The 21,815-nt window shown below is 70.5% G+C and carries 23 protein-coding genes; 20 read left to right on the forward strand and 3 right to left on the reverse strand.

The features are described 5' to 3' along the window. Nucleotide 1: 1 nt before the first annotated feature. The 17 genes from carB to ligD all read left to right on the forward strand — a co-directional run bounded on the left by carB (nt 2) and on the right by ligD (nt 17,969). Nucleotides 2-3,334 (forward strand): carbamoyl-phosphate synthase large subunit, encoded by a 3,333-nt coding sequence (carB, locus tag ASD66_RS11455; RefSeq protein ID WP_056890992.1) that lies wholly within the window; start codon nt 2-4, stop codon nt 3,332-3,334. Further along, the gene (locus ASD66_RS11460; protein WP_056890993.1) at nt 3,331-4,401 is read left to right on the forward strand and encodes a quinone-dependent dihydroorotate dehydrogenase; all 1,071 of its coding nucleotides are present in this window, start codon (nt 3,331-3,333) and stop codon (nt 4,399-4,401) included. Before carB ends, ASD66_RS11460 begins: the two co-directional genes overlap by 4 nt. Next, entirely contained in the window at nt 4,401-5,228 is an 828-nt protein-coding gene (locus tag ASD66_RS11465; protein WP_082599525.1) for a hypothetical protein, read from the forward strand. Before ASD66_RS11460 ends, ASD66_RS11465 begins: the two co-directional genes overlap by 1 nt. Next, nucleotides 5,225-6,049 carry a nitronate monooxygenase gene (locus tag ASD66_RS11470; protein WP_056677537.1) on the forward strand — a complete coding sequence of 275 codons (825 nt, stop codon included), beginning with the start codon at nt 5,225-5,227 and terminating at the stop codon, nt 6,047-6,049. Before ASD66_RS11465 ends, ASD66_RS11470 begins: the two co-directional genes overlap by 4 nt. Then, nucleotides 6,046-6,879, forward strand: coding sequence for an orotidine-5'-phosphate decarboxylase (gene pyrF, locus ASD66_RS11475; RefSeq protein WP_056890995.1), 834 nt, complete (start codon nt 6,046-6,048; stop codon nt 6,877-6,879). The genes ASD66_RS11470 and pyrF overlap by 4 nt, the downstream gene beginning before the upstream one ends. Further along, a complete protein-coding gene (locus ASD66_RS11480) occupies nt 6,879-7,322 on the forward strand; it encodes a hypothetical protein (RefSeq protein ID WP_056677543.1) in 444 nt (147 codons plus the stop codon). Before pyrF ends, ASD66_RS11480 begins: the two co-directional genes overlap by 1 nt. Before the next feature lie 95 nt (nt 7,323-7,417). After that, nucleotides 7,418-7,738, forward strand: a complete 321-nt coding sequence (gene mihF, locus ASD66_RS11485; RefSeq protein ID WP_056677546.1) for an integration host factor, actinobacterial type — start codon at nt 7,418-7,420, stop codon at nt 7,736-7,738. 4 nt (nt 7,739-7,742) lie between these two features. Then, nucleotides 7,743-8,318, forward strand: coding sequence for a guanylate kinase (gene gmk / locus ASD66_RS11490; RefSeq protein ID WP_056677549.1), 576 nt, complete (start codon nt 7,743-7,745; stop codon nt 8,316-8,318). Nucleotides 8,319-8,365: 47 nt separating this feature from the next. Further along, a complete protein-coding gene (gene rpoZ, locus ASD66_RS11495) occupies nt 8,366-8,698 on the forward strand; it encodes a DNA-directed RNA polymerase subunit omega (RefSeq protein WP_200950001.1) in 333 nt (110 codons plus the stop codon). A gap of 15 nt (nt 8,699-8,713) precedes the next feature. Continuing rightward, the gene (coaBC, locus tag ASD66_RS11500) at nt 8,714-9,970 is read left to right on the forward strand and encodes a bifunctional phosphopantothenoylcysteine decarboxylase/phosphopantothenate--cysteine ligase CoaBC (protein WP_056890996.1); all 1,257 of its coding nucleotides are present in this window, start codon (nt 8,714-8,716) and stop codon (nt 9,968-9,970) included. 96 nt (nt 9,971-10,066) lie between these two features. Then, nucleotides 10,067-11,269 carry a methionine adenosyltransferase gene (gene metK, locus ASD66_RS11505; RefSeq protein ID WP_056677555.1) on the forward strand — a complete coding sequence of 401 codons (1,203 nt, stop codon included), beginning with the start codon at nt 10,067-10,069 and terminating at the stop codon, nt 11,267-11,269. Between the two features lie 181 nt (nt 11,270-11,450). Beyond that, nucleotides 11,451-13,511 carry a primosomal protein N' gene (locus tag ASD66_RS11510; RefSeq protein ID WP_056890997.1) on the forward strand — a complete coding sequence of 687 codons (2,061 nt, stop codon included), beginning with the start codon at nt 11,451-11,453 and terminating at the stop codon, nt 13,509-13,511. A gap of 81 nt (nt 13,512-13,592) precedes the next feature. Beyond that, nucleotides 13,593-14,138: a peptide deformylase gene (gene def, locus ASD66_RS11515; RefSeq protein WP_056677561.1), complete on the forward strand. Its 546-nt coding sequence runs from the start codon at nt 13,593-13,595 to the stop codon at nt 14,136-14,138. Continuing rightward, on the forward strand, nt 14,138-15,070 hold the full coding sequence (gene fmt, locus ASD66_RS11520; protein ID WP_056890998.1) for a methionyl-tRNA formyltransferase: 933 nt from the start codon (nt 14,138-14,140) through the stop codon (nt 15,068-15,070). Before def ends, fmt begins: the two co-directional genes overlap by 1 nt. Before the next feature lie 20 nt (nt 15,071-15,090). Then, nucleotides 15,091-15,519, forward strand: coding sequence for an MmcQ/YjbR family DNA-binding protein (locus tag ASD66_RS11525; RefSeq protein WP_056677568.1), 429 nt, complete (start codon nt 15,091-15,093; stop codon nt 15,517-15,519). Continuing rightward, nucleotides 15,512-16,957, forward strand: coding sequence for an RsmB/NOP family class I SAM-dependent RNA methyltransferase (locus tag ASD66_RS11530; protein ID WP_056890999.1), 1,446 nt, complete (start codon nt 15,512-15,514; stop codon nt 16,955-16,957). The genes ASD66_RS11525 and ASD66_RS11530 overlap by 8 nt, the downstream gene beginning before the upstream one ends. A gap of 49 nt (nt 16,958-17,006) precedes the next feature. Further along, on the forward strand, nt 17,007-17,969 hold the full coding sequence (ligD, locus tag ASD66_RS11535) for a non-homologous end-joining DNA ligase (RefSeq protein WP_056891000.1): 963 nt from the start codon (nt 17,007-17,009) through the stop codon (nt 17,967-17,969). Between the two features lies 1 nt (nt 17,970). On the opposite strand, the gene ASD66_RS11540 is transcribed toward ligD, so the two are convergent. After that, complete coding sequence (locus ASD66_RS11540) at nt 17,971-18,210, reverse strand: hypothetical protein (protein WP_321163502.1); 240 nt, start codon at nt 18,208-18,210, stop codon at nt 17,971-17,973. 36 nt (nt 18,211-18,246) lie between these two features. Here ASD66_RS11540 and ASD66_RS24720 point away from each other — a divergent pair, with 36 nt between their 5' ends. The 3 genes from ASD66_RS24720 (at nt 18,247) to ASD66_RS11555 (ending at nt 19,594) form a co-directional block, all read left to right on the forward strand. Then, entirely contained in the window at nt 18,247-18,639 is a 393-nt protein-coding gene (locus tag ASD66_RS24720; protein WP_162254257.1) for a hypothetical protein, read from the forward strand. A gap of 1 nt (nt 18,640) precedes the next feature. Then, nucleotides 18,641-19,033: a type II toxin-antitoxin system death-on-curing family toxin gene (locus tag ASD66_RS11550; RefSeq protein WP_056891003.1), complete on the forward strand. Its 393-nt coding sequence runs from the start codon at nt 18,641-18,643 to the stop codon at nt 19,031-19,033. Nucleotides 19,034-19,183: 150 nt separating this feature from the next. Next, the gene (locus ASD66_RS11555; RefSeq protein WP_056891446.1) at nt 19,184-19,594 is read left to right on the forward strand and encodes a DUF6228 family protein; all 411 of its coding nucleotides are present in this window, start codon (nt 19,184-19,186) and stop codon (nt 19,592-19,594) included. On the opposite strand, the gene ASD66_RS11560 is transcribed toward ASD66_RS11555, so the two are convergent. Then, nucleotides 19,580-21,154: an ATP-dependent DNA ligase gene (locus ASD66_RS11560; RefSeq protein WP_056891004.1), complete on the reverse strand. Its 1,575-nt coding sequence runs from the start codon at nt 21,152-21,154 to the stop codon at nt 19,580-19,582. The genes ASD66_RS11555 and ASD66_RS11560 overlap by 15 nt on opposite strands. A gap of 54 nt (nt 21,155-21,208) precedes the next feature. After that, on the reverse strand, nt 21,209-21,781 hold the full coding sequence (locus ASD66_RS11565; RefSeq protein WP_056677587.1) for a DUF4232 domain-containing protein: 573 nt from the start codon (nt 21,779-21,781) through the stop codon (nt 21,209-21,211). Nucleotides 21,782-21,815 lie beyond the last annotated feature (34 nt).

Below are 21,815 nucleotides of genomic sequence, written 5' to 3' on the forward strand. Positions count from 1 at the left end.
GATGCCGAAGCGCGAAGACATCAAGTCGGTCCTGGTCATCGGCTCCGGGCCGATCATCATCGGCCAGGCCTGCGAGTTCGACTACTCCGGCACCCAGGCCTGCCGGGTGCTCAAGGCCGAGGGCCTGCGGGTGATCCTGGTCAACTCCAACCCGGCCACGATCATGACCGACCCCGAGTTCGCCGACGCGACGTACGTCGAGCCGATCACGGCCGAGTTCGTCGAGAAGGTGATCGCCAAGGAGCGCCCCGACGCGCTGCTGGCCACGCTCGGTGGCCAGACCGCCTTGAACTGCGCGGTCGCCCTAGACGCCAACGGCGTCCTCGAGAAGTACGGCGTCGAGCTGATCGGCGCCAGCATCGAGGCCATCGACCGCGGCGAGAACCGCCAGGTGTTCAAGAAGATCGTCGACGAGCTGGGCGGCGAGAGCGCCAAGTCGATCATCTGCCACTCCATGGACGACCTGCTCGCCGCGGCCGACGAGCTCGGCTACCCGATGGTCGTGCGTCCGTCGTTCACGATGGGCGGCACCGGCTCCGGCATGGCCTACAACGAGGCCGACCTGCGCCGCATCGGCGGCTCCGGCCTGGCCGCCAGCCCGACCACCGAGGTGCTCCTCGAGGAGTCGATCCTCGGCTGGAAGGAGTACGAGCTCGAGGTCATGCGCGACACCGCCGACAACGTGGTGATCATCTGCTCGATCGAGAACGTCGACCCGATGGGCGTGCACACGGGTGACTCGATCACCGTCGCGCCCGCGATGACGCTCACCGACCGCGAGTACCAGAAGATGCGCGACCTCGCGATCGGCATCATCCGCGCGGTCGGCGTCGACACCGGCGGCTGCAACATCCAGTACGCCGTCAACCCGGCCGACGGCCGCCTGATCGTCATCGAGATGAACCCCCGGGTCTCGCGTTCCTCCGCACTGGCCTCGAAGGCGACCGGCTTCCCGATCGCGAAGATCGCGGCCAAGGTGGCCATCGGCTACACGCTCGACGAGATCCCCAACGACATCACCAAGGAGACGCCGGCGAGCTTCGAGCCGAGCCTCGACTACGTCGTGGTGAAGGTGCCGCGGTTCGCGTTCGAGAAGTTCCCCGGCGCCGACCCGGTGCTCACCACGCACATGAAGTCGGTCGGCGAGGCGATGGCGATCGGCCGCAACTTCACCGAGGCCCTGCAGAAGGCACTGCGCTCGCTCGAGAGCAAGGACGCGGTCTTCGACTGGAGCCACCAGTGGGTCGACCTCGACAAGTCCGCGCTGCTCGACGAGATCCGGGTGCCCCACGACGGCCGCCTGCGCAAGGTGATGGACGCGATCCGTGCCGAGGCCACCCCCGAGGAGATCTTCGAGTCCACCAAGATCGACCCCTGGTTCCTCGACCAGCTCGCACTGATCAACGAGGTGGCCGGCCAGATCGCCGCCGCCGACGGTCTCACGCCGAGCCTGCTGCGCAAGGCCAAGAGGCACGGCTTCTCCGACGCCCAGATCGGCAAGATCCGCAACATGGGTGCCGACGTGGTCCGCGGAGTGCGCCACGCCCTCGGCGTACGCCCGGTGTTCAAGACCGTCGACACCTGCGCCGCCGAGTTCGCCGCCCAGACGCCGTACTACTACTCGTCCTACGACGAGGAGTCCGAGGTGCTCCCGCGCGAGAAGGAAGCGGTGATCATCCTCGGCTCGGGCCCGAACCGCATCGGCCAGGGCATCGAGTTCGACTACTCGTGCGTGCACGCCAGCATGGCGCTGAGCGAGGCCGGCTACGAGACGATCATGGTCAACTGCAACCCCGAGACCGTCTCGACCGACTACGACACCTCCGACCGGCTCTACTTCGAGCCGCTCACCCTCGAGGACGTCCTCGAGATCGTCGACGCCGAGCGCGCCGCCGGCCCGATCGCCGGGGTCATCTGCCAGCTCGGCGGACAGACCCCGCTCGGCCTGGCCCGCGGACTCGAGGAGGCCGGCGTGAAGATCGTCGGCACCTCGCCGGCCGCGATCGACCTGGCCGAGGAGCGGGGCGCGTTCGGCCGGGTCCTGCACGAGGCCGGCCTGCCCGCCCCCAAGCACGGCACGGCGACGACCTTCGGCCAGGCCCGCGAGATCGCCGAGGAGATCGGCTACCCGGTGCTGGTGCGGCCGTCGTACGTCCTGGGCGGCCGCGGCATGGAGATCGTGTACGACGAGGGCGCGCTGGAGTCCTACCTCGAGAAGTACGTCGCCAACGGCCTGATCAACGAGAAGCAGCCGGTGCTGGTCGACCGGTTCCTCGACGACGCGGTCGAGATCGACGTCGACGCGCTGTTCGACGGCGAGGAGCTCTTCCTCGGCGGCGTGATGGAGCACATCGAGGAGGCCGGCATCCACTCCGGTGACTCCTCGTGCGCGCTGCCGCCGATCACCCTGGGCAGCTCGGAGATCGAGCGGATCCGCAAGTCCACCGAGGCGATCGCCCGCGGCGTCGGCGTGCGCGGCCTGCTCAACATCCAGTATGCAATGGCCTCCGACGTGCTCTACGTGCTCGAGGCCAACCCGCGCGCCTCCCGCACCGTGCCGTTCGTCTCCAAGGCGACCGCCACTCCGTTGGCCAAGGCCGCGGCCCGGGTGATGCTCGGTGCCTCGATCGCCGACCTGCGTGCCGAGGGCCTGCTCCCGGCCGGCGACGGCGGCCTGCTGCCCGACGGCTCGCCGATCGCGGTCAAGGAGGCGGTCATGCCGTTCAACCGGTTCCGTACGCCGGAGGGCACCATGGTCGACGCCGTGCTCGGGCCAGAGATGCGCTCGACCGGTGAGGTGATGGGCTTCGACGCCGACTTCGGCACCGCCTTCGCCAAGGCCGAGGCCGCCGCCTACGGGTCGCTCCCGCTGCAGGGCAAGGTGTTCGTCTCGGTCGCCAACCGCGACAAGCGGCACATGATCTTCCCGATCAAGCAGCTCGCCGAGATGGGCTTCGAGATCGTCGCCACCGCCGGCACGGCCGAGGTGCTGCGCCGCAACGGCGTCACCTCCACCGTGGCCCGCAAGCACTTCGAGGGCGACGGCCCCGGGGGTGAGCAGACCATCGTCGGACGCATCCACGACGGCGAGATCGCCCTGGTCGTGAACACGCCGCACGGCACCACCAGCGGTGGCTCGCCACGCGTCGACGGCTACGAGATCCGGGCCGCGGCGATCATGACCGACATCCCCTGCATCACCACGATCCAGGGCCTCGGTGCCGCCGTACAAGGCATCCAGGCGATGCAGGCCGGCAGCATCGGCGTCCGGTCGTTGCAGGACTGGGCGAAGCTCCTCACCAGCAACACGAAGAAGGAGGAGCCGACCGCGTGAAGCCTTACGCGCTGCTCTTCGACCACGTGCTGACCCGCACCGATCCGGAGCGGGCCCACCACGCGGCCTTCGCCGCGATCCGGGCGGGTCGTCCGGTGACGGGTGCAGTCCGCCGACGGCTCGTGCCCGACCAGCCGGTGACCGCGTTCGGCCTCACGTTCGCCAACCGGCTGGGGCTGGCCGCCGGCTTCGACAAGAACGCCCTCGGCATCGACGCGCTGGCCGGGCTCGGCTTCGGCCACGTCGAGATCGGCACGGTGACCGGGGAACCGCAGCCGGGCAACCCGAAGCCGCGGCTGTTCCGGCTGCCCGAGGACCGCGCGGTGGTCAACCGCATGGGCTTCAACAACGACGGCGCCGAAGTGGTCGCCCGACGACTCGCGGCTCGGCGCGCAAGAATCCACGGTTCGCGCATCAAGAGTCCACGGTTCGCGCAGGACGGATCGAGAACAGTTCTCGGGGTGAACATCGGCAAGACCAAGGTCGTGCCCGAGGACGACGCGATCGCCGACTACGAGAAGTCCACGCGGCTGCTGGCCCCCGAGGCCGACTACCTCGTCGTCAACGTGAGCTCGCCGAACACCCCCGGTCTGCGCAACCTGCAGGCCGTCGAGAAGCTCGAGCCGCTGCTGGCCGCCGTACGCCGGCAGGCCGACGCGGTCACCGAGCAGCACCTGCCGCTGCTGGTGAAGATCGCACCCGACCTCAGCGACGACGACGTCCTGGCGGTTGCCGACCTCGCCAAGGCACTCGGCCTCGACGGCATCATCGCCACCAACACGACGATCTCCCGCGACGGACTGCGCAGCCCCCGCGAGAAGGTCGACGCGATCGGTGCCGGCGGGCTCTCCGGACGGCCCCTCGCTGAGCGCTCCCTCGACGTGCTGCGCCTGCTCAAGGGCCGCGTCGGCGACGACCTCGACCTGGTCTCCGTCGGCGGCCTCACGACGCCGGACGACGCGCGGGCCCGCCTCGACGCCGGGGCCGCACTGCTGCAGGGCTACACCGCGTTCATCTACGAGGGCCCGCTGTGGCCGCGGCGGGTGCTGCGAGGCCTGGCCGACTGATGAGCAGCGCACGCGATCCGCTCCACGTCACCGGCGAAGTGCTGGTGGTGAAGAAGATCGGTGCCTACCGCCACCTCACCATCGCGGCGTCCGGCATCGCCGAGCGCTATCGCCCGGGCACGTTCGTTGCGGTGTCCATCGGCGACCTCACCCCGCGCGCCCACCTCGCCCGCCGCAGCTTCTGGATCACCGGCGTCCGGCCGACCGGCAGCCACGGACCGACCATCGAGCTCGTCGTCGAGCCACGCGGCGTCGGCTCGACCTGGCTCGCCGACCGGCGCCAGGGCGACCACCTCGAGCTGACCGGACCCCTGGGCCGCCCGTTCGCGCTGCCCAAGGAGCCGGTGTCCTGCCTGCTGGTCGGTGAGGGGTACGCCGCCGGTGCGCTCTTCCCGCTGGCCGAGCGGCTCCGGGCGCGTTCGTGCACCGTCACGATGCTGCTCGGCGCACCCGACGAGGTCCACCTGCTCGGCGCACTCGATGCCCGGCGAGCCGCTCGCGCCGTCTCGGTGGTCACCGGTGACGGCTCGGTGGGCCGCCGCGGCGACATCGCCGGCGCCCTGCCCGAGGTGATGGACGGCATCGAGGTGGTCTACGCGACCGGGTCCCACCGGGCCCTCCACGCGGTCGCCGCCGCCGCGGAGCAGCACGGCGCCTGGAGCCAGGTCGCCGTCGAGACGCCCCAAACCTGTGGCACCGGCCTGTGCCAGGGCTGCCCCCTTCCCGTCGTCGGCGAGGACGGCGTGGCCCGCGTGGTGCGGGCCTGCGCCGAGGGTCCGGTGATCCGGGGAGACCGGGTCCGCTGGGCCGACCTGGGGGTCTCATGAACCTCGGCAGCGTCACCCTGGCCAACCCGGTCATGACCGCCTCGGGGTGCGGTGGCACCGGCCGTGAGCTCGCCGACTTCGACGCGCTCGACGCGGTCGGGGCGTTCGTCACCCGCTCGATCACCCTCGACCCGCGCCCCGGGTCGCTGCCTCCGCGCGTCGTGGAGACACCCTCCGGACTGGTGCACACGATCGGCCTGCAGAACCCCGGCCTCGACCAGTTCCTCACCCGCGAGCTGCCCTGGCTGGCCGCCCGGCGGACCCGCACCTTCGTCTCGGTCGCCGGCTCGACCCTGGGGGAGTACGCCGACCTCGGCCGCCGGCTCGGACGTTCCCCGGGAGTCACCGGCATCGAGGTGAACCTCTCGGAGCCGGGCGACCTCGGCCTGTTCGACACCCGTGAGCCGTTCCAGGCCGCCCGGGTGGTGCAGGCCGTACGCCGCGACCTGCCGCCGGGCCTCCCGGTGATCGCCAAGCTCGCGCCCGACCCGACCCGCATCGTCGAGACCGCGCGGGCGATCGCCGAGGCGGGCGCCGACGCCGTCGTGCTCGGCAACGCCGCCCCGGCCCTGATGCCCGACGGTCGACCCGCGGGGCTGAGCGGCCCGGCGATCCGCCCGCTCGCCCTGCGCTGCGTGCACGACGTCCACGCCGAGCTGCCCGACCTCCCGCTCATCGGCACCGGCGGCATCACGACCGCCGACGACGCCAGGGCCTTCCTCGCCGCCGGTGCGTTCGCCGTACAGATCGGCACCGCACTGCTCCACGACCCGACCACCGCCGCCCGCATCGCGGCCGAACTCCAGGGAGAACCCACATGACCAGCACCAGCTTCGGCGCCCGCTACCGGGCCGCGCTCGACACCCGGGGCCCGCTCTGCGTCGGCATCGACCCGCACTCCTCACTGCTCCTCGACTGGGGCCTCGACGACGACGTGGCCGGCCTCGAGCGCTTCGCGATGACCGTCGTGGAGGCGGTGGCCGGCGAGGTGGCCGTGGTCAAGCCGCAGTCGGCGTTCTACGAGCGCTTCGGCAGCCGCGGCATCGCCGTCCTCGAGAAGGTGATCAGGGAGAGCCGGGCCGCCGGCACCCTGGTGCTGCTCGACGTGAAGCGCGGCGACATCGGCTCCACGTCGCAGGCCTACGCCGACGCCTACCTCGACCCCTCCTCGCCGCTCTTCTCCGACGCGATCACGGTCAGCCCCTACCTCGGCTTCGGCTCGGTGACGCCGATGATCGAGACCGCGCTGCGCAACGAGGCCGGCGTCTTCGTGCTCGCACTCACCTCCAACAAGGAGGCTCCCGAGGTGCAGCACGCGGTCGGCGCCGACGGGCGCACCGTCGCCGGGGGAGTGCTGGCCAGGCTGCGTGAGCTCAACGCCGGGGCCGACCCGCTCGGCTCGGTCGGTGCCGTGATCGGCGCGACCATCGGCGACACGGGGGAGGACTTCGACTTCAACGGCCCGATCCTCGCGCCCGGTGTCGGCGCCCAGGGCGGCACCGTCGACGACGTACGCCGCATCTTCGGCTCCGCCGCGCGCAACGTGACACCCAGCAGCTCACGACAGCTGCTGCTGCAGGGCCCCGACGCGTCGAGCCTGCGTGACGCCGTACGCCGCACCAACGACGAGTTCCGGGCCCTGGCGGTCTGATGCGTCGCCTGTTGCCTGCGCTCCTCGCCGCCCTGCTGGTGCTCCCCACCGGGTGCGCGCAGAGCAAGGAGGAGGCGCGCGACGCCTACTGCAAGAAGGTGAAGGCCGAGAGCGAGTCGATCACCCGCAAGGTCGATGAGGGCGGCGCCGGTGCGGCCCTCGACCTGCTGCCGACCCTGGAGGGCCTGGCCGAGGAGTCCCCGGACGACCTGAAGGACGAGTGGCAGACCTACCTCAACGCCCTGCGTGGCTGGCGCGACGCACTGGACGACGCCGGGCTGGAACCCGAGGACGTTGCCAAGGGCCTGCCCAAGGGGCTCTCCCGCGAGGAGCGTCAGCGAGTGCTCGGGGCGATCTCGGTGGTGCAGGGTGACGACGTCAAGGCGGCCTCCGAGGGCATCGAGCAACAGGCACTCGACGTGTGCGGCACGTCATTGCTGTGAGGTGACGGGGCACCCCAGCGTTGCCGAGGCACAAGGCCTGTGACTAGATTGACCACCACGTCCGCCACCGCACGATCGATCGAGGATTCCCACCCGTGGCCCTGCCCCCGCTCACACCTGAACAACGCCAGGCTGCCCTGGACAAGGCCGCCGCTTCGCGTCGGGAACGCGCCGAGGTCAAGAACCGGCTGAAGAACTCCGGTGCCTCGATCGTCGACGTCCTCCACGAGGGCCAGTCCAACGAGGTCATCGGCAAGATGAAGGTCGTCGACCTGCTCCAGTCGATGCCGGGCCTGGGCAAGGTCCGCGCGCGTCAGCTGATGGAGCGCCTGAGCATTGCCGAGAGCCGCCGCGTCCGCGGCCTGGGCAGCAAGCAGGTCGCTGCCCTCGAGGCCGAGTTCTCCTCGCGGGGCTGAGGACTTGACGGCACCCCAGTCCAACCGGCTCGTCGTCCTGGCCGGACCCACCGCGGTCGGCAAGGGCACCGTGGCCTCGGTGATCCGCGACGACCACCCCGACGTGTGGATCTCCGTGTCGGTGACCACCCGCCCGGCCCGCCCCGGCGAGGTCGAGGGCGTGCACTACCACTTCGTCTCCGACGAGCGCTTCGACGAGATGGTCGAGCGTGGCGAGCTGCTCGAGTGGGCGGTCGTGCACAAGGCGGCCCGCTACGGCACCCCGCGCGGCCCCGTCGACGAGGCACTGGCGTCCGGCCGGCCGGCCCTGCTCGAGATCGACCTGCAGGGTGCACGCCAGGTCAAGGTGAACATGCCGGAGGCGCTCTTCGTCTTCCTGGCCCCGCCCAGCTGGGACGAACTCGTCCGCCGACTGGTCGGCCGCGGCACCGAGGACGAGCGCGAACGCGAGCGCCGCCTCGAGACGGCGCGGGTCGAACTCGCCGCCGAGGCCGAGTTCGACAAGACCATCGTGAACCGCGAAGTTCACGCTGCAGCCAACGAGTTGGTAACCTTGATGAAGGCCCCTCTGCGGGCCTGATGAAATCCAGCCATCGCTGGGTGCAATTCCAACTACTTGTGAGGCGTGTGCACGTGTCTGTCCCCACCGGCGAGGGTGTCACCAACCCTTCCATCGACGATCTGCTCACCAAGACGGACTCGAAGTACAAGCTGGTCCTCTACAGCGCCAAGCGCGCCCGGCAGATCAACGCCTACTACTCCCAGCTCGGCGAGGGCCTGCTCGAGTACGTCGGCCCGCTGGTCGACACCCACGTCCAGGAGAAGCCCCTCTCGATCGCCCTGCGCGAGATCAACGAGGACCTCCTGACCTGCACCGACATCGACCCGGCCGAGCTCGCCGCCGAAGAGGCCGCTGCTGCTGCCGCCGCCGCGGAGCCCGATCTCACTGCGTCCGAGTAACTCCCCGGAGTTCCGATGACGGAATCCTTGCACCACGACGTGGCCGCTTCCGCTGTGCGGGAGCGGCCTCGTGTCGTCCTCGGAGTCAGTGGCGGCATCGCGGCCTACAAGGCATGTGAGCTGCTGCGCCGCTTCACCGAGTCCGGCCACGACGTCACCGTCGTACCCACCGCCGCCGCCCTGGAGTTCGTCGGTGCCCCGACGTGGGCGGCGTTGTCCGGCAAGCCGGTGGCCACCGACGTCTGGACCGGCGTCGAGCAGGTGCCGCACGTCCGCATCGGGCAGTCGGCAGACCTCGTCGTGGTCGCCCCGGCCACCGCCGACCTGATCGCCAAGGCGGCACACGGCCTCGCCGACGACCTGCTCACCAACACGTTGCTCACCGCGCGTTCCCCGATCGTGTTCGCCCCGGCGATGCACACCGAGATGTGGGAGCACCCGGCCACGGTCGCCAACGTCGCCACCCTGCGGTCCCGCGGCATCCTGGTCATCGAGCCGGCCGAGGGCCGGCTCACCGGCAAGGACACCGGCAAGGGGCGCCTCCCCGAGCCCGCCGAGATCTTCGAGTTCTGCACCGACGTGCTGGCGCGCGGCGCCGTACCCGCCGACCTGACCGGCCGGCAGGTCGTCGTGTCCGCCGGCGGCACCCGCGAGTACCTCGACCCCGTGCGCTTCCTGGGCAACCGTTCCTCGGGCCTCCAGGGCTACGCGCTCGCCCGCACGGCCGCCGCCCGGGGCGCGGAGGTGACCCTGGTCGCGGCCAACGTCACGCTGCCCGACCCGGCCGGAGTCAAGGTGGTGCCCGTGTCGACCACGGCCGAGCTGCGCGACGCGGTGGTGAGCGCCACGGCGTCCGCCGACGCCGTCGTGATGGCGGCCGCGCCCGCCGACTTCCGGCCGACCAGCGTCAGCAGCGACAAGATCAAGAAGGCCGCCGACGGCTCTGCGCCGGCCATCGAGCTGGAGCAGAACCCCGACATCCTCAAGGAGATCTCGCACCACCGGACCCGTGAGGCGCAGGTGATCGTCGGCTTCGCCGCCGAGACCGGCGACGACACCGGCACGGTGCGTGAGCTCGCCCTCACCAAGCTGGCCCGCAAGGGCTGCGACCTGCTGGTGGTCAATGACGTCAGCGGGGGAGCCGTGTTCGGCAGCCCCGACAACGAAGCGGTGATCCTGTCCCGGGAGGGGGAGGCGACCGAGGTCCCACGCGGCACCAAGGGAGCCCTGGCCCACGCCATCTGGGACCAGGTGGCACGGCGACTGACCTGACCGTCAGGGCAAGATTGCGGTGAGACACGAGCACGTAACTCCACCGCTGGACTATCGTTTTGAGAGCACACCAACAATTCGGGAGTGAGATCCACTGTGGCTGGACGCCTTTTCACGTCGGAGTCGGTGACCGAGGGTCACCCCGACAAGATCGCTGACCAGATCAGCGACACCGTTCTTGACTACCTCATGGAGAACGACGCCGACAAGGAGAACCTCCGCGTCGCCGTCGAGACCCTGTTGACCACGGGCCTCGTCGTCGTCGCCGGTGAGGTGCGCACCAACGCCTACGCTCCGGTCGCCGAGCTGGTCCGCAAGAAGATCCTCGAGATCGGCTACGACCACTCCGACAAGGGCTTCGACGGCACCACCTGTGGCGTCCAGGTCGCGATCGGCGGCCAGTCGGTCGACATCGCCGCCGGTGTCGACGACGGCCACGAGTCGCGGGTCGGCTCCTCGGACGACGACCTCGACAAGCGTGGTGCCGGCGACCAGGGCCTGATGTTCGGCTACGCCAACGACGACACCCCCGAGCTGTTCCCGCTGCCGATCAAGATCGCGCAGACCCTCTCGGAGAAGCTCTCCGAGGTCCGCAAGGACGGCACGCTGCCCTACCTGCGTCCCGACGGCAAGACCCAGGTCACCATCGAGTACGACGCCGACAACCGTCCGGTGCGCATCGACACGGTGGTGCTCTCCACGCAGCACTCCGCTGAGATCGACCACCCCACGCTCGAGGGCGACATCAAGAAGCACGTCATCGACGCGGTGCTCGAGGGCTTCGACATCCCCTCCGACGACTACCGCATGCTGGTCAACCCGACCGGCAAGTTCGTGGTCGGTGGCCCGATGGGTGACGCCGGCCTGACCGGTCGCAAGATCATCGTCGACACCTACGGCGGCATGGCCCGTCACGGTGGCGGCGCGTTCTCCGGCAAGGACCCGTCGAAGGTCGACCGCTCCGCGGCGTACGCCATGCGCTGGGTGGCCAAGAACGTCGTCGCCGCGGGCCTGGCCCGTCAGTGCGAGGCACAGGTCGCCTACGCCATCGGCAAGGCGCACCCGGTGGGTGTCTTCATCGAGACCTTCGGCACCGGCACCGTCCCGGACGAGAAGATCCAGGAAGCCGTGCTCCAGGTCTTCGACCTGCGCCCGGCCGCGATCATCCGCGACCTCGACCTGCTCCGCCCGATCTACGCCAAGACCGCTGCCTACGGCCACTTCGGTCGCGAGCTCCCCGAGTTCACCTGGGAGCGCACCGACCGCGCCGATGCCCTCAAGGCCGCCGTCTCCGGCTGATCCGTTCGTCGCATTCCCCGGTGCACCGGGGAAACCTGCACTCCCCACGCGAGTTTTCGCGTGGGGAGTGCGCGTTTTCTGTGGGGAGTCGGCTCGACCCTCGCCCCGCCCCCGGCCCGTACGCCGACCAACTCCCGGCGTACGACGGGGCCTGTCGGCCGCGACTGGTAGGAATGCCCCGATGACCAAGCCGACGTACGACGACCTCACCGGGCAGCCCGAGCTGTTGCCCGGACTCGTGCGTGCGCGGGCCAAGGGCAAGGCCCCGGCCAAGAAGGCGATCGAGTTCGCCGACGTCGACCCGGTCGCGCAGGTGCTGGTCGACCTGCCGCTCGCCCACCTCGACCGGCCCTTCGACTACGCGGTGCCCTCGGCGATGGCCGACGCCGCCGTGCCCGGTGCCCGGGTGAAGGTCAGGTTCGCCGGACAGGACGTCGACGCGTTCGTCGTGGCCCGGGTGGCCAGCAGCGACCACACCGGCCGGCTCCAGCCGCTGCGTCGCGTGGTCAGCGCGGAGCCGGTGCTCGCCCCGGCGATCGCCGCGCTGAGCGAGCAGGTCGCCCGGAGATACGCGGGCAGTCGCGCCGACGTGCTGCGACTTGCGGTGCCGCCACGGCACGCCACCACCGAGAAGGAGTCGTCGGAGTCGGCACCGGTGCGCCGACCCGAGGGCGCTGCCGAGGCCGGCCTGGCCTGGTCCGCGGACACCCACGGTGCCGGCTTCGTCGAGGCACTGGCCGACGGCCGTTCCCCGCGTGCCGTCTGGTCCGCCGCACCGGGCACCGACTGGCCCACGAGGCTCGCCCACGCGGCTGCTGCGACGTACGCCTCGGGCCGCGGCAGCATCATCTGCGTGCCTGACGGCAAGGACGTCGCCCGGGTCGACGCCGCCCTGACGGCCGTGCTCGGCACCGGTCATCACGTCACGCTCACCGCCGACAGCGGGCCGGCCGCCCGCTACCGCGACTTCCTCTCCGTCTCCCGTGGCGTCCGCCGCATCGTGGTCGGCACCCGGGCAGCGGTCTTCGCGCCGGTCCACGATCTCGGCCTGCTGGTGATCTGGGACGACGGCGACGACCTCTACGCCGAGCCCCGCGCGCCCTACCCGCACACCCGTGAGGTGCTGCTGATGCGCGCCGAGGCTGAGGGTGCCGCGGCCCTGGTCGGCGGGTTCGCCCGCACCGTCGAGGCCGAATACCTCCTCACCACGGGCTGGGCGGCCGAGATCCTGCCGACCCGCCAAGCGCTGCGCGACGGCCTCACGGTCGCGGTCACCGGCGCCACCGACCGCGAGCTCGAACGCGACCCGATGGCCCGCGCCACCCGCTTCCCGGCGCTCGCGTTCGACACGATCCGCTCGGCCCTGGCCGACGGACCCGTCCTGGTCCAGGCTCCCCGGGCCGGCTACGCGGCGTCCCTGGCCTGCGAACGCTGCCGCACCCCGGCCCGCTGCAGCAGCTGCACGGGCCCGCTGCGCCAGGCCAGCAGCGAGCAGGCCGTCGCCTGCGCCTGGTGCGGCACGGTCCACCCCGACTTCGCCTGCACCACCTGCGGTCACCGCGGCCTTCGGGCACCGGTGCGTGGCGACGCGCGTACGGCGGAGGAGCTCGGCCGCACCTTCCCGCGCACGGTGGTGCGCAGCTCCAGCGGAGACCGGGTGCTGAGCCGGGTCGACGCCAAGCCGGCGATCGTGGTCGCCACACCCGGGGCCGAACCGGTCGCCGACGGGGGATACGCCGCCGTGATCCTGCTCGACACCTGGCTCGTGCTGGCCCGCCTCGACCTCCGCACCGCCGAGGAGGCCCTGCGCCGCTGGATGAACGCCGCAGCCCTCGCCGCGCCCGGTGGGAAGGTCGTGGCGGTCGGCGACCCGGCCGAGCCGACGCTCCAGGCACTGGTGCGGTGGGACCCGGGCGGCTTCGCCCGACGCGAGATGGAGGAACGGCGCTCCGCACACCTGCCGCCGGCCAGCCGGATGGCCACGATCACCGGCTCTGCCGGAGCCCTCGACGACGCCCTGACCCTCCTGAGCAAGCCCGAGGGCGCCGAGCTGCTGGGTCCGATCGAGGTCCCGGCCGCTCCGGGCCACACGGCACCGGAGAGTCCGGAGTTCCGGGCCGTGCTGCGGGTGCCGCGCATTCACGGACCCGCACTCAGTGATTCACTCGGTGAGCTGCAACGGCTCCGCTCGGCCCGCAAGCTCGATGCCGTGAGGGTGCACGTCGACCCACCGGGCCTCTGACGTCGCCCCCCACCGGGGGAATGCCCCCACAGGCCGCAGACGTCTACACTTGCCCGCGCACTCGACCCACCAAGGAGAACCGTGGCCATCCAGCCGATCCGACTCTTCGGTGACCCGATCCTGCGCAGCCGCGCCCTCGAGGTCACCACGTTCGACAAGGAACTGCGCGCTCTCGTCGCTGACCTGACCGACACCATGCTGGAGGCCCCGGGGGCTGGCCTGGCCGCACCGCAGATCGGTGTGGGAGTCCGCGTCTTCACCTGGAACGTCGACGGCGAGCTCGGCCACCTGGTCAACCCGGTGCTCGACCTCTCCGAGGAGACCCAGTTCGGCCCCGAGGGCTGCCTGTCCCTGCCCGAGCTGACCTACGACTGCCGACGCGCGATGTCGGTGGTGGCGTCGGGGTTCAACATGCACGGCGAGCCGGTGAGGATCGAGGGCTCCGAGCTGCTGGCCCGCGCGATCCAGCACGAGACCGACCACCTCGACGGCGTGCTGTTCATCGACAAGCTCGACACCGAGGCCCGCAAGGACGCCATGCGCACGATCCGCGAGTCCGACTGGTTCGGCCTCGAGAAGCCCAAGGTCAAGGTCTCGCCCCACGCCACGAACGGGTTCGGTCTCTGATGCGGGTCGTCTTCGCCGGCACCCCCGAGGTCGCCGTACCCGCGCTCGAGGCGATCGCGGCCAGCCCCCACGAGCTGGTCGGCGTGGTCACCCGCCCCGACGCCCCCTCGGGCCGGGGGCGCAAGCTGGTCGCCTCGCCCGTCGCCCAGCGCGCCGAGGAGCTCGGCATCCCGGTGCTCAAGCCGGAGCACCCCCGCGACCCCGACTTCCAGGAGCAGCTGAAGGCCCTCGCACCCCACTGCTGTCCCGTCGTGGCGTACGGCGCTCTCCTGCCGCAGTCGGCCCTCGACATCCCCGAGCACGGCTGGATCAACCTGCACTTCTCGCTGCTGCCCGCCTGGCGCGGGGCAGCCCCGGTGCAGCACTCCATCTGGGCCGGCGACGAGATGACCGGGGCCACCACGTTCCGCATCGTCAAGGCGCTCGACGCCGGACCCGTCTTCGGCGTGATGACCGAGACCATCCGGCCGACCGACACCGCCGGCGACCTCCTCGGCCGGCTGGCCCAGGGCGGGGCGGGCCTGCTGGTGGCCACCCTCGACGGCATCGCCGACGGCCAGCTCGAGGCCCGCGAGCAGCCCGACGAGGGCGTCAGCATCGCGCCGAAGATCCTCGTTGACGACGCCGCCGTCGACTGGACCGAGCCCGCCGTACGCGTCGACCGCCGCGTCCGGGCCTGCACGCCCGGCCCGGGTGCCTGGTCGACCCACGACGAGCAGCGGATCAAGATCGGCCCGGTGACCATCGACACCGAACACGAGCCGCTGGCCCCCGGCGTGCTGGCTGTCGGCAAGAACTCCGTGCACGTCGGCACCGGCACCGACCCGGTGAAGCTGGGCGAGGTCAAGGCGTTCGGGAAGAAGCAGATGAACGCGGCCGACTGGGCCCGCGGCGTCCGCCTCGAGCCGGGCACGCGTTTCGGTGACGGGTGAGTGCGACTACCGTCGTTGCCATGACGCGCGGGGCCACACCTGAGGACATCGAGACGATCTGCCTGTCGCTGCCCGAGGTCGAGTTCGGCACGTCGTGGGGCGACCGCCCGACGTACAAGGTGCCCAAGGGCGACAAGGGCAAGGGCTTCGTGCTCCACCGCATGCCGCACAGGACCGCGATCGATCCCGAAACAGGTGAGATGTACGACGACCTGCTGGTGATCCACACCCCGACGCTCGAGGACAAGGAAGCCCTCGTCGCCGACGAACGCCTGCCGTTCTTCACCGTCGACCACTTCAACGGTTTCCGGGCGGTGCTGGTGCAGGAGTCGCGCCTCGGCGAGATCGACCTCGACGAGCTGACCGAGATCATCACCGACGCCTGGGCGTCCAAAGCGCCCAAGCGGCTGGCCAGGGAGTTCTTCGCCGAGCGGTCCACGGATGGCTGACCCGCGCCGCGGCGGTGCAGCACGTGGTGCGCGGCGTCCGACCACGAGCTCCGGCGGTCGGCCCCCGGCACCCAAGGCCAAGGTCGACCCGCCTCGGGCGGCTGCGTACGACGTGCTGAAGCTGGTCCGACTCGAGGACGCCTACACCAACCTGGTGCTGCCGCACGTCCTGGCCGAGCAGGGCCTGAGTGGCCGCGACGCCGCGTTCGTGACCGAGCTGGTCTCCGGCACGATCCGCCGGCAGGGCACCTACGACGCGATCATCCGCGCCTGTCTCGACCGGCCGAAGGTGGAGGCCAAGGTGCTCGACGCACTGCGGCTCGGCACCCACCAGCTGCTGTCGATGCGGGTGCCGACCCACGCCGCGATCAGCACCACGGTCGACCTGGTCCGCGCCCGCGTGGGTCAGGGTCCTGCCGGGTTCACCAATGCCGTGCTGCGTCGCGTCACCGAGCACGACCTCGACGAGTGGATCCGCCTGCTCGCACCCGCTGACACCCTCGGCTTCGCGACGATCGCGCACTCGCACCCGCGCTGGGTGGTCGAGCAGCTCGGCCACGCCCTCGCCGCGGGCAAACGGCGCGAGGAGCTCGACGCGCTGCTGGCCGCCGACAACGCGTCACCCAAGGTGACCCTGGTGGCCCGTCCCGGTCTGGTGACCGTCGACGAGCTCACCGAAGCCGGTGGCGAGGCGACCGGGCGTACGCCGTACGCCGTCGCGCTGCCCGGTGGCGACCCCGGAGCCGTCGAAGCCGTGGCGCAGGGCCGCGCCGGCGTCCAGGACGAGGGCTCCCAGGCAGTGGCGCTGGCCTGGGCCGCGGCTCCCATCGAGGGTCGCGACGAACGCTGGCTCGACGCGTGCGCCGGACCGGGTGGCAAGTCCGCCCTGGTGGCCGCGCTGGCCACCGGCCGCGGTGCCCGACTGCTGGCCTCGGAGCGACAGGAGCACCGGGCCGGCCTGGTGCGCCGCGCCACCGCCCGGGTCGGAGCGGGCATGGCCGGCATCGTGGTCGCCGACGGAACCCGACCGGCCTGGGCTCCGGGCACGTTCGACCGGGTGCTGGTCGACGTGCCGTGCTCGGGCCTGGGTGCCCTGCGCCGACGCCCGGAGTCCCGCTGGCGGCGCACGCCGGAAGACGTCGCCGGGCTGGTGCCGCTGCAGCGGGCCTTGCTCGAGCAGGCGGTCATCGCCACGCGCGCCGGGGGAGTGGTCGGCTACGTCACGTGCTCGCCGGTGATGGCCGAGACCCGTGAGGTGGTGGAGCACCTGCTCGCCACCCGCGACGACGTCGAGCTTCTCGACGCCCCCGCGATCCTCGGATCGGTGCCGGGCGTGCACCTCGACGACGTCGACGGGCCGATGCCGGGGACCGTGCAGCTGTGGCCGCACAGGCACCAGACCGACGCGATGTTCCTGGCCCTGCTCCGGCGCAGCTGAGCCCTGCGTCCTGCGCCTCCCGCGCACCGTCGGACGATACGTTGTGGGCATGGCCTCCTCATCGCCCGCAGTCGAGCTCGAGGTCGACGATCGCCTCGTGCGGGTCAGCAACCCCGAGCGCGTCTACTTCCCGGAGCTCGGCGCGACCAAGCTCGACCTGGTGGAGTACTACCTCGCCGTCGGCCCGGGCATCGTCAACGCCCTCTTCGAACGACCGTGCATGCTGCACCGCTTCCCCAAGGGCCTGGCCGGCGACAAGGTGCACCAGAAGCGGATCCCGCAGGGAGCACCGCCCTGGATCGAGACCGTGCAGCTGCACTTCCCGCGGTGGAACCGGACCGCCGACGAGCTCTGCGTGACCGAGCTGGCCCACGTGATCTGGGCGGTGCAGATGTCGACCGTCGAGTTCCACCCGTGGAACAGTCGCCGCGAGGACACCGAGCAGCCCGACGAGTGGCGCATCGACCTCGATCCCGGTCCGCTGTCGGACTGGCCGCAGGTGCAGCGGGTGGCCGGGGTGGCGCACGAGATCCTCGATGAGCTCGGTGCCACCGGGTTCCCGAAGACCAGCGGCGGGTCCGGCCTGCACGTCTACGTGCGGATCCGTCCCGACCACGGTCACAAGGAGGTACGCCGGGCAGCGTTGGCCTTCGCACGCGAGGTCGAGCGCCGGATGCCCGACGACGTGACCACCACGTGGTGGCGCAAGGACCGCGACCCGCACCACCTCTTCGTCGACTACAACCAGAACGCCCGCGACCACACGATCGCCGCGGCATACTCCGTGCGCGGTGTGCCGGAGGCCCGCGTCTCGGCCCCGGTGACGTGGGACGAGATCGACGAGGTCGAGCCCAACGACTTCACCATCCAGACGATGCCCGCGCGCTTCGCGGAGATCGGCGACCTGCACGCCGACATCGACGACCACGTCTTCGACATCGAGGTCTTGCGGGAGTGGGCCAACCGCGACGAGCGTGACGGCAAGGAGACCCCCGCCGAGCCCGACGCGTGACTCAGAGGAGCCCGCGCACCTGCTCGACCGTGTCGATCTCGCCGACCGGCTTGTCGTCGCGGTAGCGCAACACCCGCGCGAACCGCAGGGCCACACCACCGGGGTAGCGCGACGATCTCTGCACGCCGTCGAAGGCGATCTCCACGACCTGCTCCGGCCGCACGAACACGACGTGTCCCTCGCGGTGCGTCTCGAGCTCGAGGAACCGCTCGGTCTGCCAGGTGAGCATCTCGTCGGTCATCCCCTTGAACGTCTTTTGCGGACGTGACTGATTGCCTTGCGTGCCACCTTGGTTGCGTGCCACCATGGTGGCACGCCGCATTACAAGAAACCTACACAAACTGAAATCAACGACCACTACCCATCTGACAAAGACACCTACGACGAAACTCGCCCACTCATCAATCAAAAACGAAATGAAACTGCGCGCGGCGGAACGGAGCACATGGACATGGCAGACGAAATCCGCGAGTTCACGGTTCGGCTACCTGTTGAGGACCACCGGATGCTGAAGGTGCACTGCGCTCTTACTGGCGAGAGCATGAACCAAATCGTCGTCGACTTGGTTCACGACTTCCTTGCCGGTGAGGGGCGTAGGGACGCCTTTGACGCCGCACTGTCCAAGACGCAGGCCGACTACCGTGAGGCTCTTGACAGATTGGCGAAGTAGCGTGCGATACCTAACCGTTTCAGAGGTGCAAAAGATCAACGAGGCCGAGGCGGGACCAGGAAACTTGGTCGACTTCGGTCGTCTGGAGGCCGCCGTGCTGCGTCCTCAAACAACGGTGGGCGGCGAGGACGCTTACGTTGACCTGTGTGACAAGGCAGCCGCGATGATGCACTCCATCGCGAGGAACCATGCGTTTGTGGACGGTAACAAGCGCACAGCCGCGGCCGCCATGATCGTGTTCCTCAAACTGAACGGTTACGGCTTTCACGCGAACCAGGACGAACTAGTGTCGTTGACCACGGATGTTGCAGAGGGATTCCTCGATGTCCCTCAAATCGCGGGCGCCCTCAAGGGATGGGCGTGGGACGAGATCGACTCCTTGCCTGAGAGTTGAAGCCGGGCAACCGGCCGCGGATCAACGCGGTCGGCTGCTCGGCCCATCCGCGGTACACACCCGTGATGACCGGGCCCCTCATCCCGGAAGCGCCGATCTCAAGCGTAAGCCGCTGAAGCACAAGCTGGCGGCTCGGTGATGATGGGCTTCATGCCCAACGTACTGATTGGCACCGCAACCGAATGTCTAACGCTCGTGCCAGAACCTTCTGTGGGAGCGCCCGACTCGCTCGTCGCAACTCTCGACCTGGAGGGACTTTCGGCGAGTCGCTCGGTAGTGCACAACTACGCGTCTGGCTTTGACGACCTCGCCAACTTCTTCGCCGACTTGGCCGATGCCTGGCGAGGCTGGCTGGGTACGCGGACATGGGAGTCGCTTGAAGGGGACCTCAAGATCGAAGCCCGGCACGACTACGGGCATGTCGGGCTCACGATCACGGTGCGGAGGGACCAGGCTGAGTGGGGAAATCATGGCTGGCGGGTTACTGGTGACCTCACCATTGAGCCTGGGGAGCAGCTGTCGCAGATAGCGGGAGACCTCGTCGCTCTAGCGCGCGGGTAGATAGGACTGGACAGCCGCGATCGTGTCCGCTTCGCTCGCGGACTTGTCGTTGCGGTAACGGACAACACGTGCGAACCGTAGGGCTACACCTCCGGGGTAGCGCGTTGACCTTTGCACGCCGTCGAACGCGATCTCGACAACTTGCTCGGGTCGCACGGTCACGACCCAGCCGTCGTCGGCGACCTGGAGCTCGCGGAACCGCTCGGTCTGCCACGCGAGCATTTCATCCGTCATCCCCTTGAACGTTTTTCCGACGGGGACCCAACCGGGATGTGTAACCGTTCCCCCCAAGGTCTTGCCCGGCATCACCAGCTCACCCGTCTCGGCATCACGCGCACCGAGGTGGATGTTGGACAGCCAGCCGCGTCGCCGCCCGCTGCCCCACTCGACGGCCAGCACGACCAGGTCGAGCGTGTGCCGCGGCTTGACCTTCACCCAACCGGCACCGCGACGGCCGGCGGCGTACGGCGCCTGCGGGGCCTTGACCACGACGCCCTCGTGTCCGGCGGTGAGCCGGTCGGCGAAGAACTGTTCGGCCTCGGTGACGTCGGAGGTCAGCAGACGGGGGACGACGTGGGCCGGCGCGACCTCCGAGAGCAGGCTCCAGCGCTCGAGCGCCGGCACGTCGACGAGGTCGCGGCCGTCGAGGTGCAGGAGGTCGAAGAAGTACGTCGACAGCGGGATCTCGGTGCGCACGCGATCGGGGTCGGCGCTGCTCATGGTGCGGGAGCCGGTGACCTGGAACGGCTGGGGGCGGCCGTCGGCCTCCGCGATCACCTCGCCGTCGAGCACTGCCGTGTCGGCCGAGAGAGCGGCCACCGCCTCGACCACCTCGGGCAGTCGGTCGGTGACGTCGTCGAGGGTGCGGGTGAACAGGCGCACGGTGCCGTGGTCGAGATGCGCCTGGATGCGGATGCCGTCGAGCTTGGAGTCGAGGGCCACCTCGACACCGTCGGCGAGCGCCGAGGCGATGTCGGGCGCCGACGCGGCCAGCATCGGACGCAGCGGGCGACCGACCTCGAGGAGCACCTCGTCGAGGGCCGCGCTTCCGCCGGTGAGCGCTGCCGCGGCCACCGGTCCGGCGAACCCGGCCAGCATCACCGCCCGGCGCACGGCCAGCTCGTCGACCTCGGCGGCGACCGCGATCGCCTTCAGCATCACGCCGTCACCCGCGCCCTGGCGCATCTCTCCGGTGATCAGCCCGCGCAACCAGGCCTGCTCATCGGCGGTCGCCCGGCCGAAGAGCTCGGCGACCGCAGCGCTGCGCTGGGCCGTCGACCCCTGCCCGGAGAGCACGCCGATCGCGGTCAGGGCGGCGTCGACCTCGGTGACGAGGAGCGACGGCGACTCGGCCGGCTCGGGCAGCTTCGCCATGCCCCGCCAGCCGACTCCGATGCGGCGCTGGGGGAGCACCCCGGCGAGGTAGTCGGTGACCACCTCGACCGGCGCGCCCGACTCCACGGCCTCACGGAGCGTGTCGGACAGGGCGGCCACCTTCTCGTTGCGGGACCGGGTCGCGGCCACCGCCGCCGACGTGGCGATCACTCGTGCGAGCTGCATGCGACCAGCATGCCCGAGTGCGCCGACAGTCGGGACTCTCGGCGCCGGTGGGGCTCAGGGGCGGTGGTACGGCCGCTGCCACAACAGGTGGACAGCTGTGTTGCGGCAGCCGGTCGTGCGGTGCGCGACGAACTGCGAGCGGTAGGCGTTCGGCACGTAGACCCGGAAGCCGTCCACGCGGGCCGGGCGACAGGTCGACTTCGAGTAGTTGCCGGCCCTGACCATCTGCAGTGAGCTGACCAGCCTCTGGCCGGGGCGTACGACGTACTGGCGCACGGCTGCCCGGTTCACCCGGATCGCCGCGTGCCCGATCTGCGTGCCGTCACCGTCCCCGACGTACGAGACGCCGCCGTAGCCGCCGGTACGGCAGGCGTGGCGCGACACGTTGGTGACGCGGATCCAGCCGTAGCTGCTGCCGGCCCCACTGTCGCTGTAGCGATAGTCGACGTGCAGGTCGGCGTTGGTGCAGGCCGGAGTGGTCTGCGACGAGGCGGCCGGGGCCGGTGCGGCCTGGGTGGGCGCGGCCTGGGTGGGCGCGGCCTGGGTGGGCGCGGTCAGCGCGAGACAGGCCGGTGCAAGACAGCAGAGCGCTGCCGCGGCAGCCGCGGCGCGGATCATGATCTTCATGGTGCGGTCCTTCCGTGAGTGAGGGAGAGTCCCT

Source organism: Nocardioides sp. Root151 (assembly GCF_001427925.1).
GTDB lineage: Bacteria > Actinomycetota > Actinomycetes > Propionibacteriales > Nocardioidaceae > Nocardioides.

Coding starts and splice junctions, on each gene's coding strand:
- carB (WP_056890992.1), top strand. CDS start 2: ATGCCGAAGCGCGAAGACATCAAGTCGGTCCTGGTCATCGGCTCCGGG.
- ASD66_RS11465 (WP_082599525.1), top strand. CDS start 4,401: ATGAGCAGCGCACGCGATCCGCTCCACGTCACCGGCGAAGTGCTGGTG.
- ASD66_RS11470 (WP_056677537.1), top strand. CDS start 5,225: ATGAACCTCGGCAGCGTCACCCTGGCCAACCCGGTCATGACCGCCTCG.
- pyrF (WP_056890995.1), top strand. CDS start 6,046: ATGACCAGCACCAGCTTCGGCGCCCGCTACCGGGCCGCGCTCGACACC.
- ASD66_RS11480 (WP_056677543.1), top strand. CDS start 6,879: ATGCGTCGCCTGTTGCCTGCGCTCCTCGCCGCCCTGCTGGTGCTCCCC.
- coaBC (WP_056890996.1), top strand. CDS start 8,714: ATGACGGAATCCTTGCACCACGACGTGGCCGCTTCCGCTGTGCGGGAG.
- ASD66_RS11510 (WP_056890997.1), top strand. CDS start 11,451: ATGACCAAGCCGACGTACGACGACCTCACCGGGCAGCCCGAGCTGTTG.
- fmt (WP_056890998.1), top strand. CDS start 14,138: ATGCGGGTCGTCTTCGCCGGCACCCCCGAGGTCGCCGTACCCGCGCTC.
- ASD66_RS11525 (WP_056677568.1), top strand. CDS start 15,091: ATGACGCGCGGGGCCACACCTGAGGACATCGAGACGATCTGCCTGTCG.
- ASD66_RS11530 (WP_056890999.1), top strand. CDS start 15,512: ATGGCTGACCCGCGCCGCGGCGGTGCAGCACGTGGTGCGCGGCGTCCG.
- ligD (WP_056891000.1), top strand. CDS start 17,007: ATGGCCTCCTCATCGCCCGCAGTCGAGCTCGAGGTCGACGATCGCCTC.
- ASD66_RS11540 (WP_321163502.1), bottom strand. CDS start 18,210: ATGACCGACGAGATGCTCACCTGGCAGACCGAGCGGTTCCTCGAGCTC.
- ASD66_RS11555 (WP_056891446.1), top strand. CDS start 19,184: ATGCCCAACGTACTGATTGGCACCGCAACCGAATGTCTAACGCTCGTG.
- ASD66_RS11560 (WP_056891004.1), bottom strand. CDS start 21,154: ATGCAGCTCGCACGAGTGATCGCCACGTCGGCGGCGGTGGCCGCGACC.
- ASD66_RS11565 (WP_056677587.1), bottom strand. CDS start 21,781: ATGAAGATCATGATCCGCGCCGCGGCTGCCGCGGCAGCGCTCTGCTGT.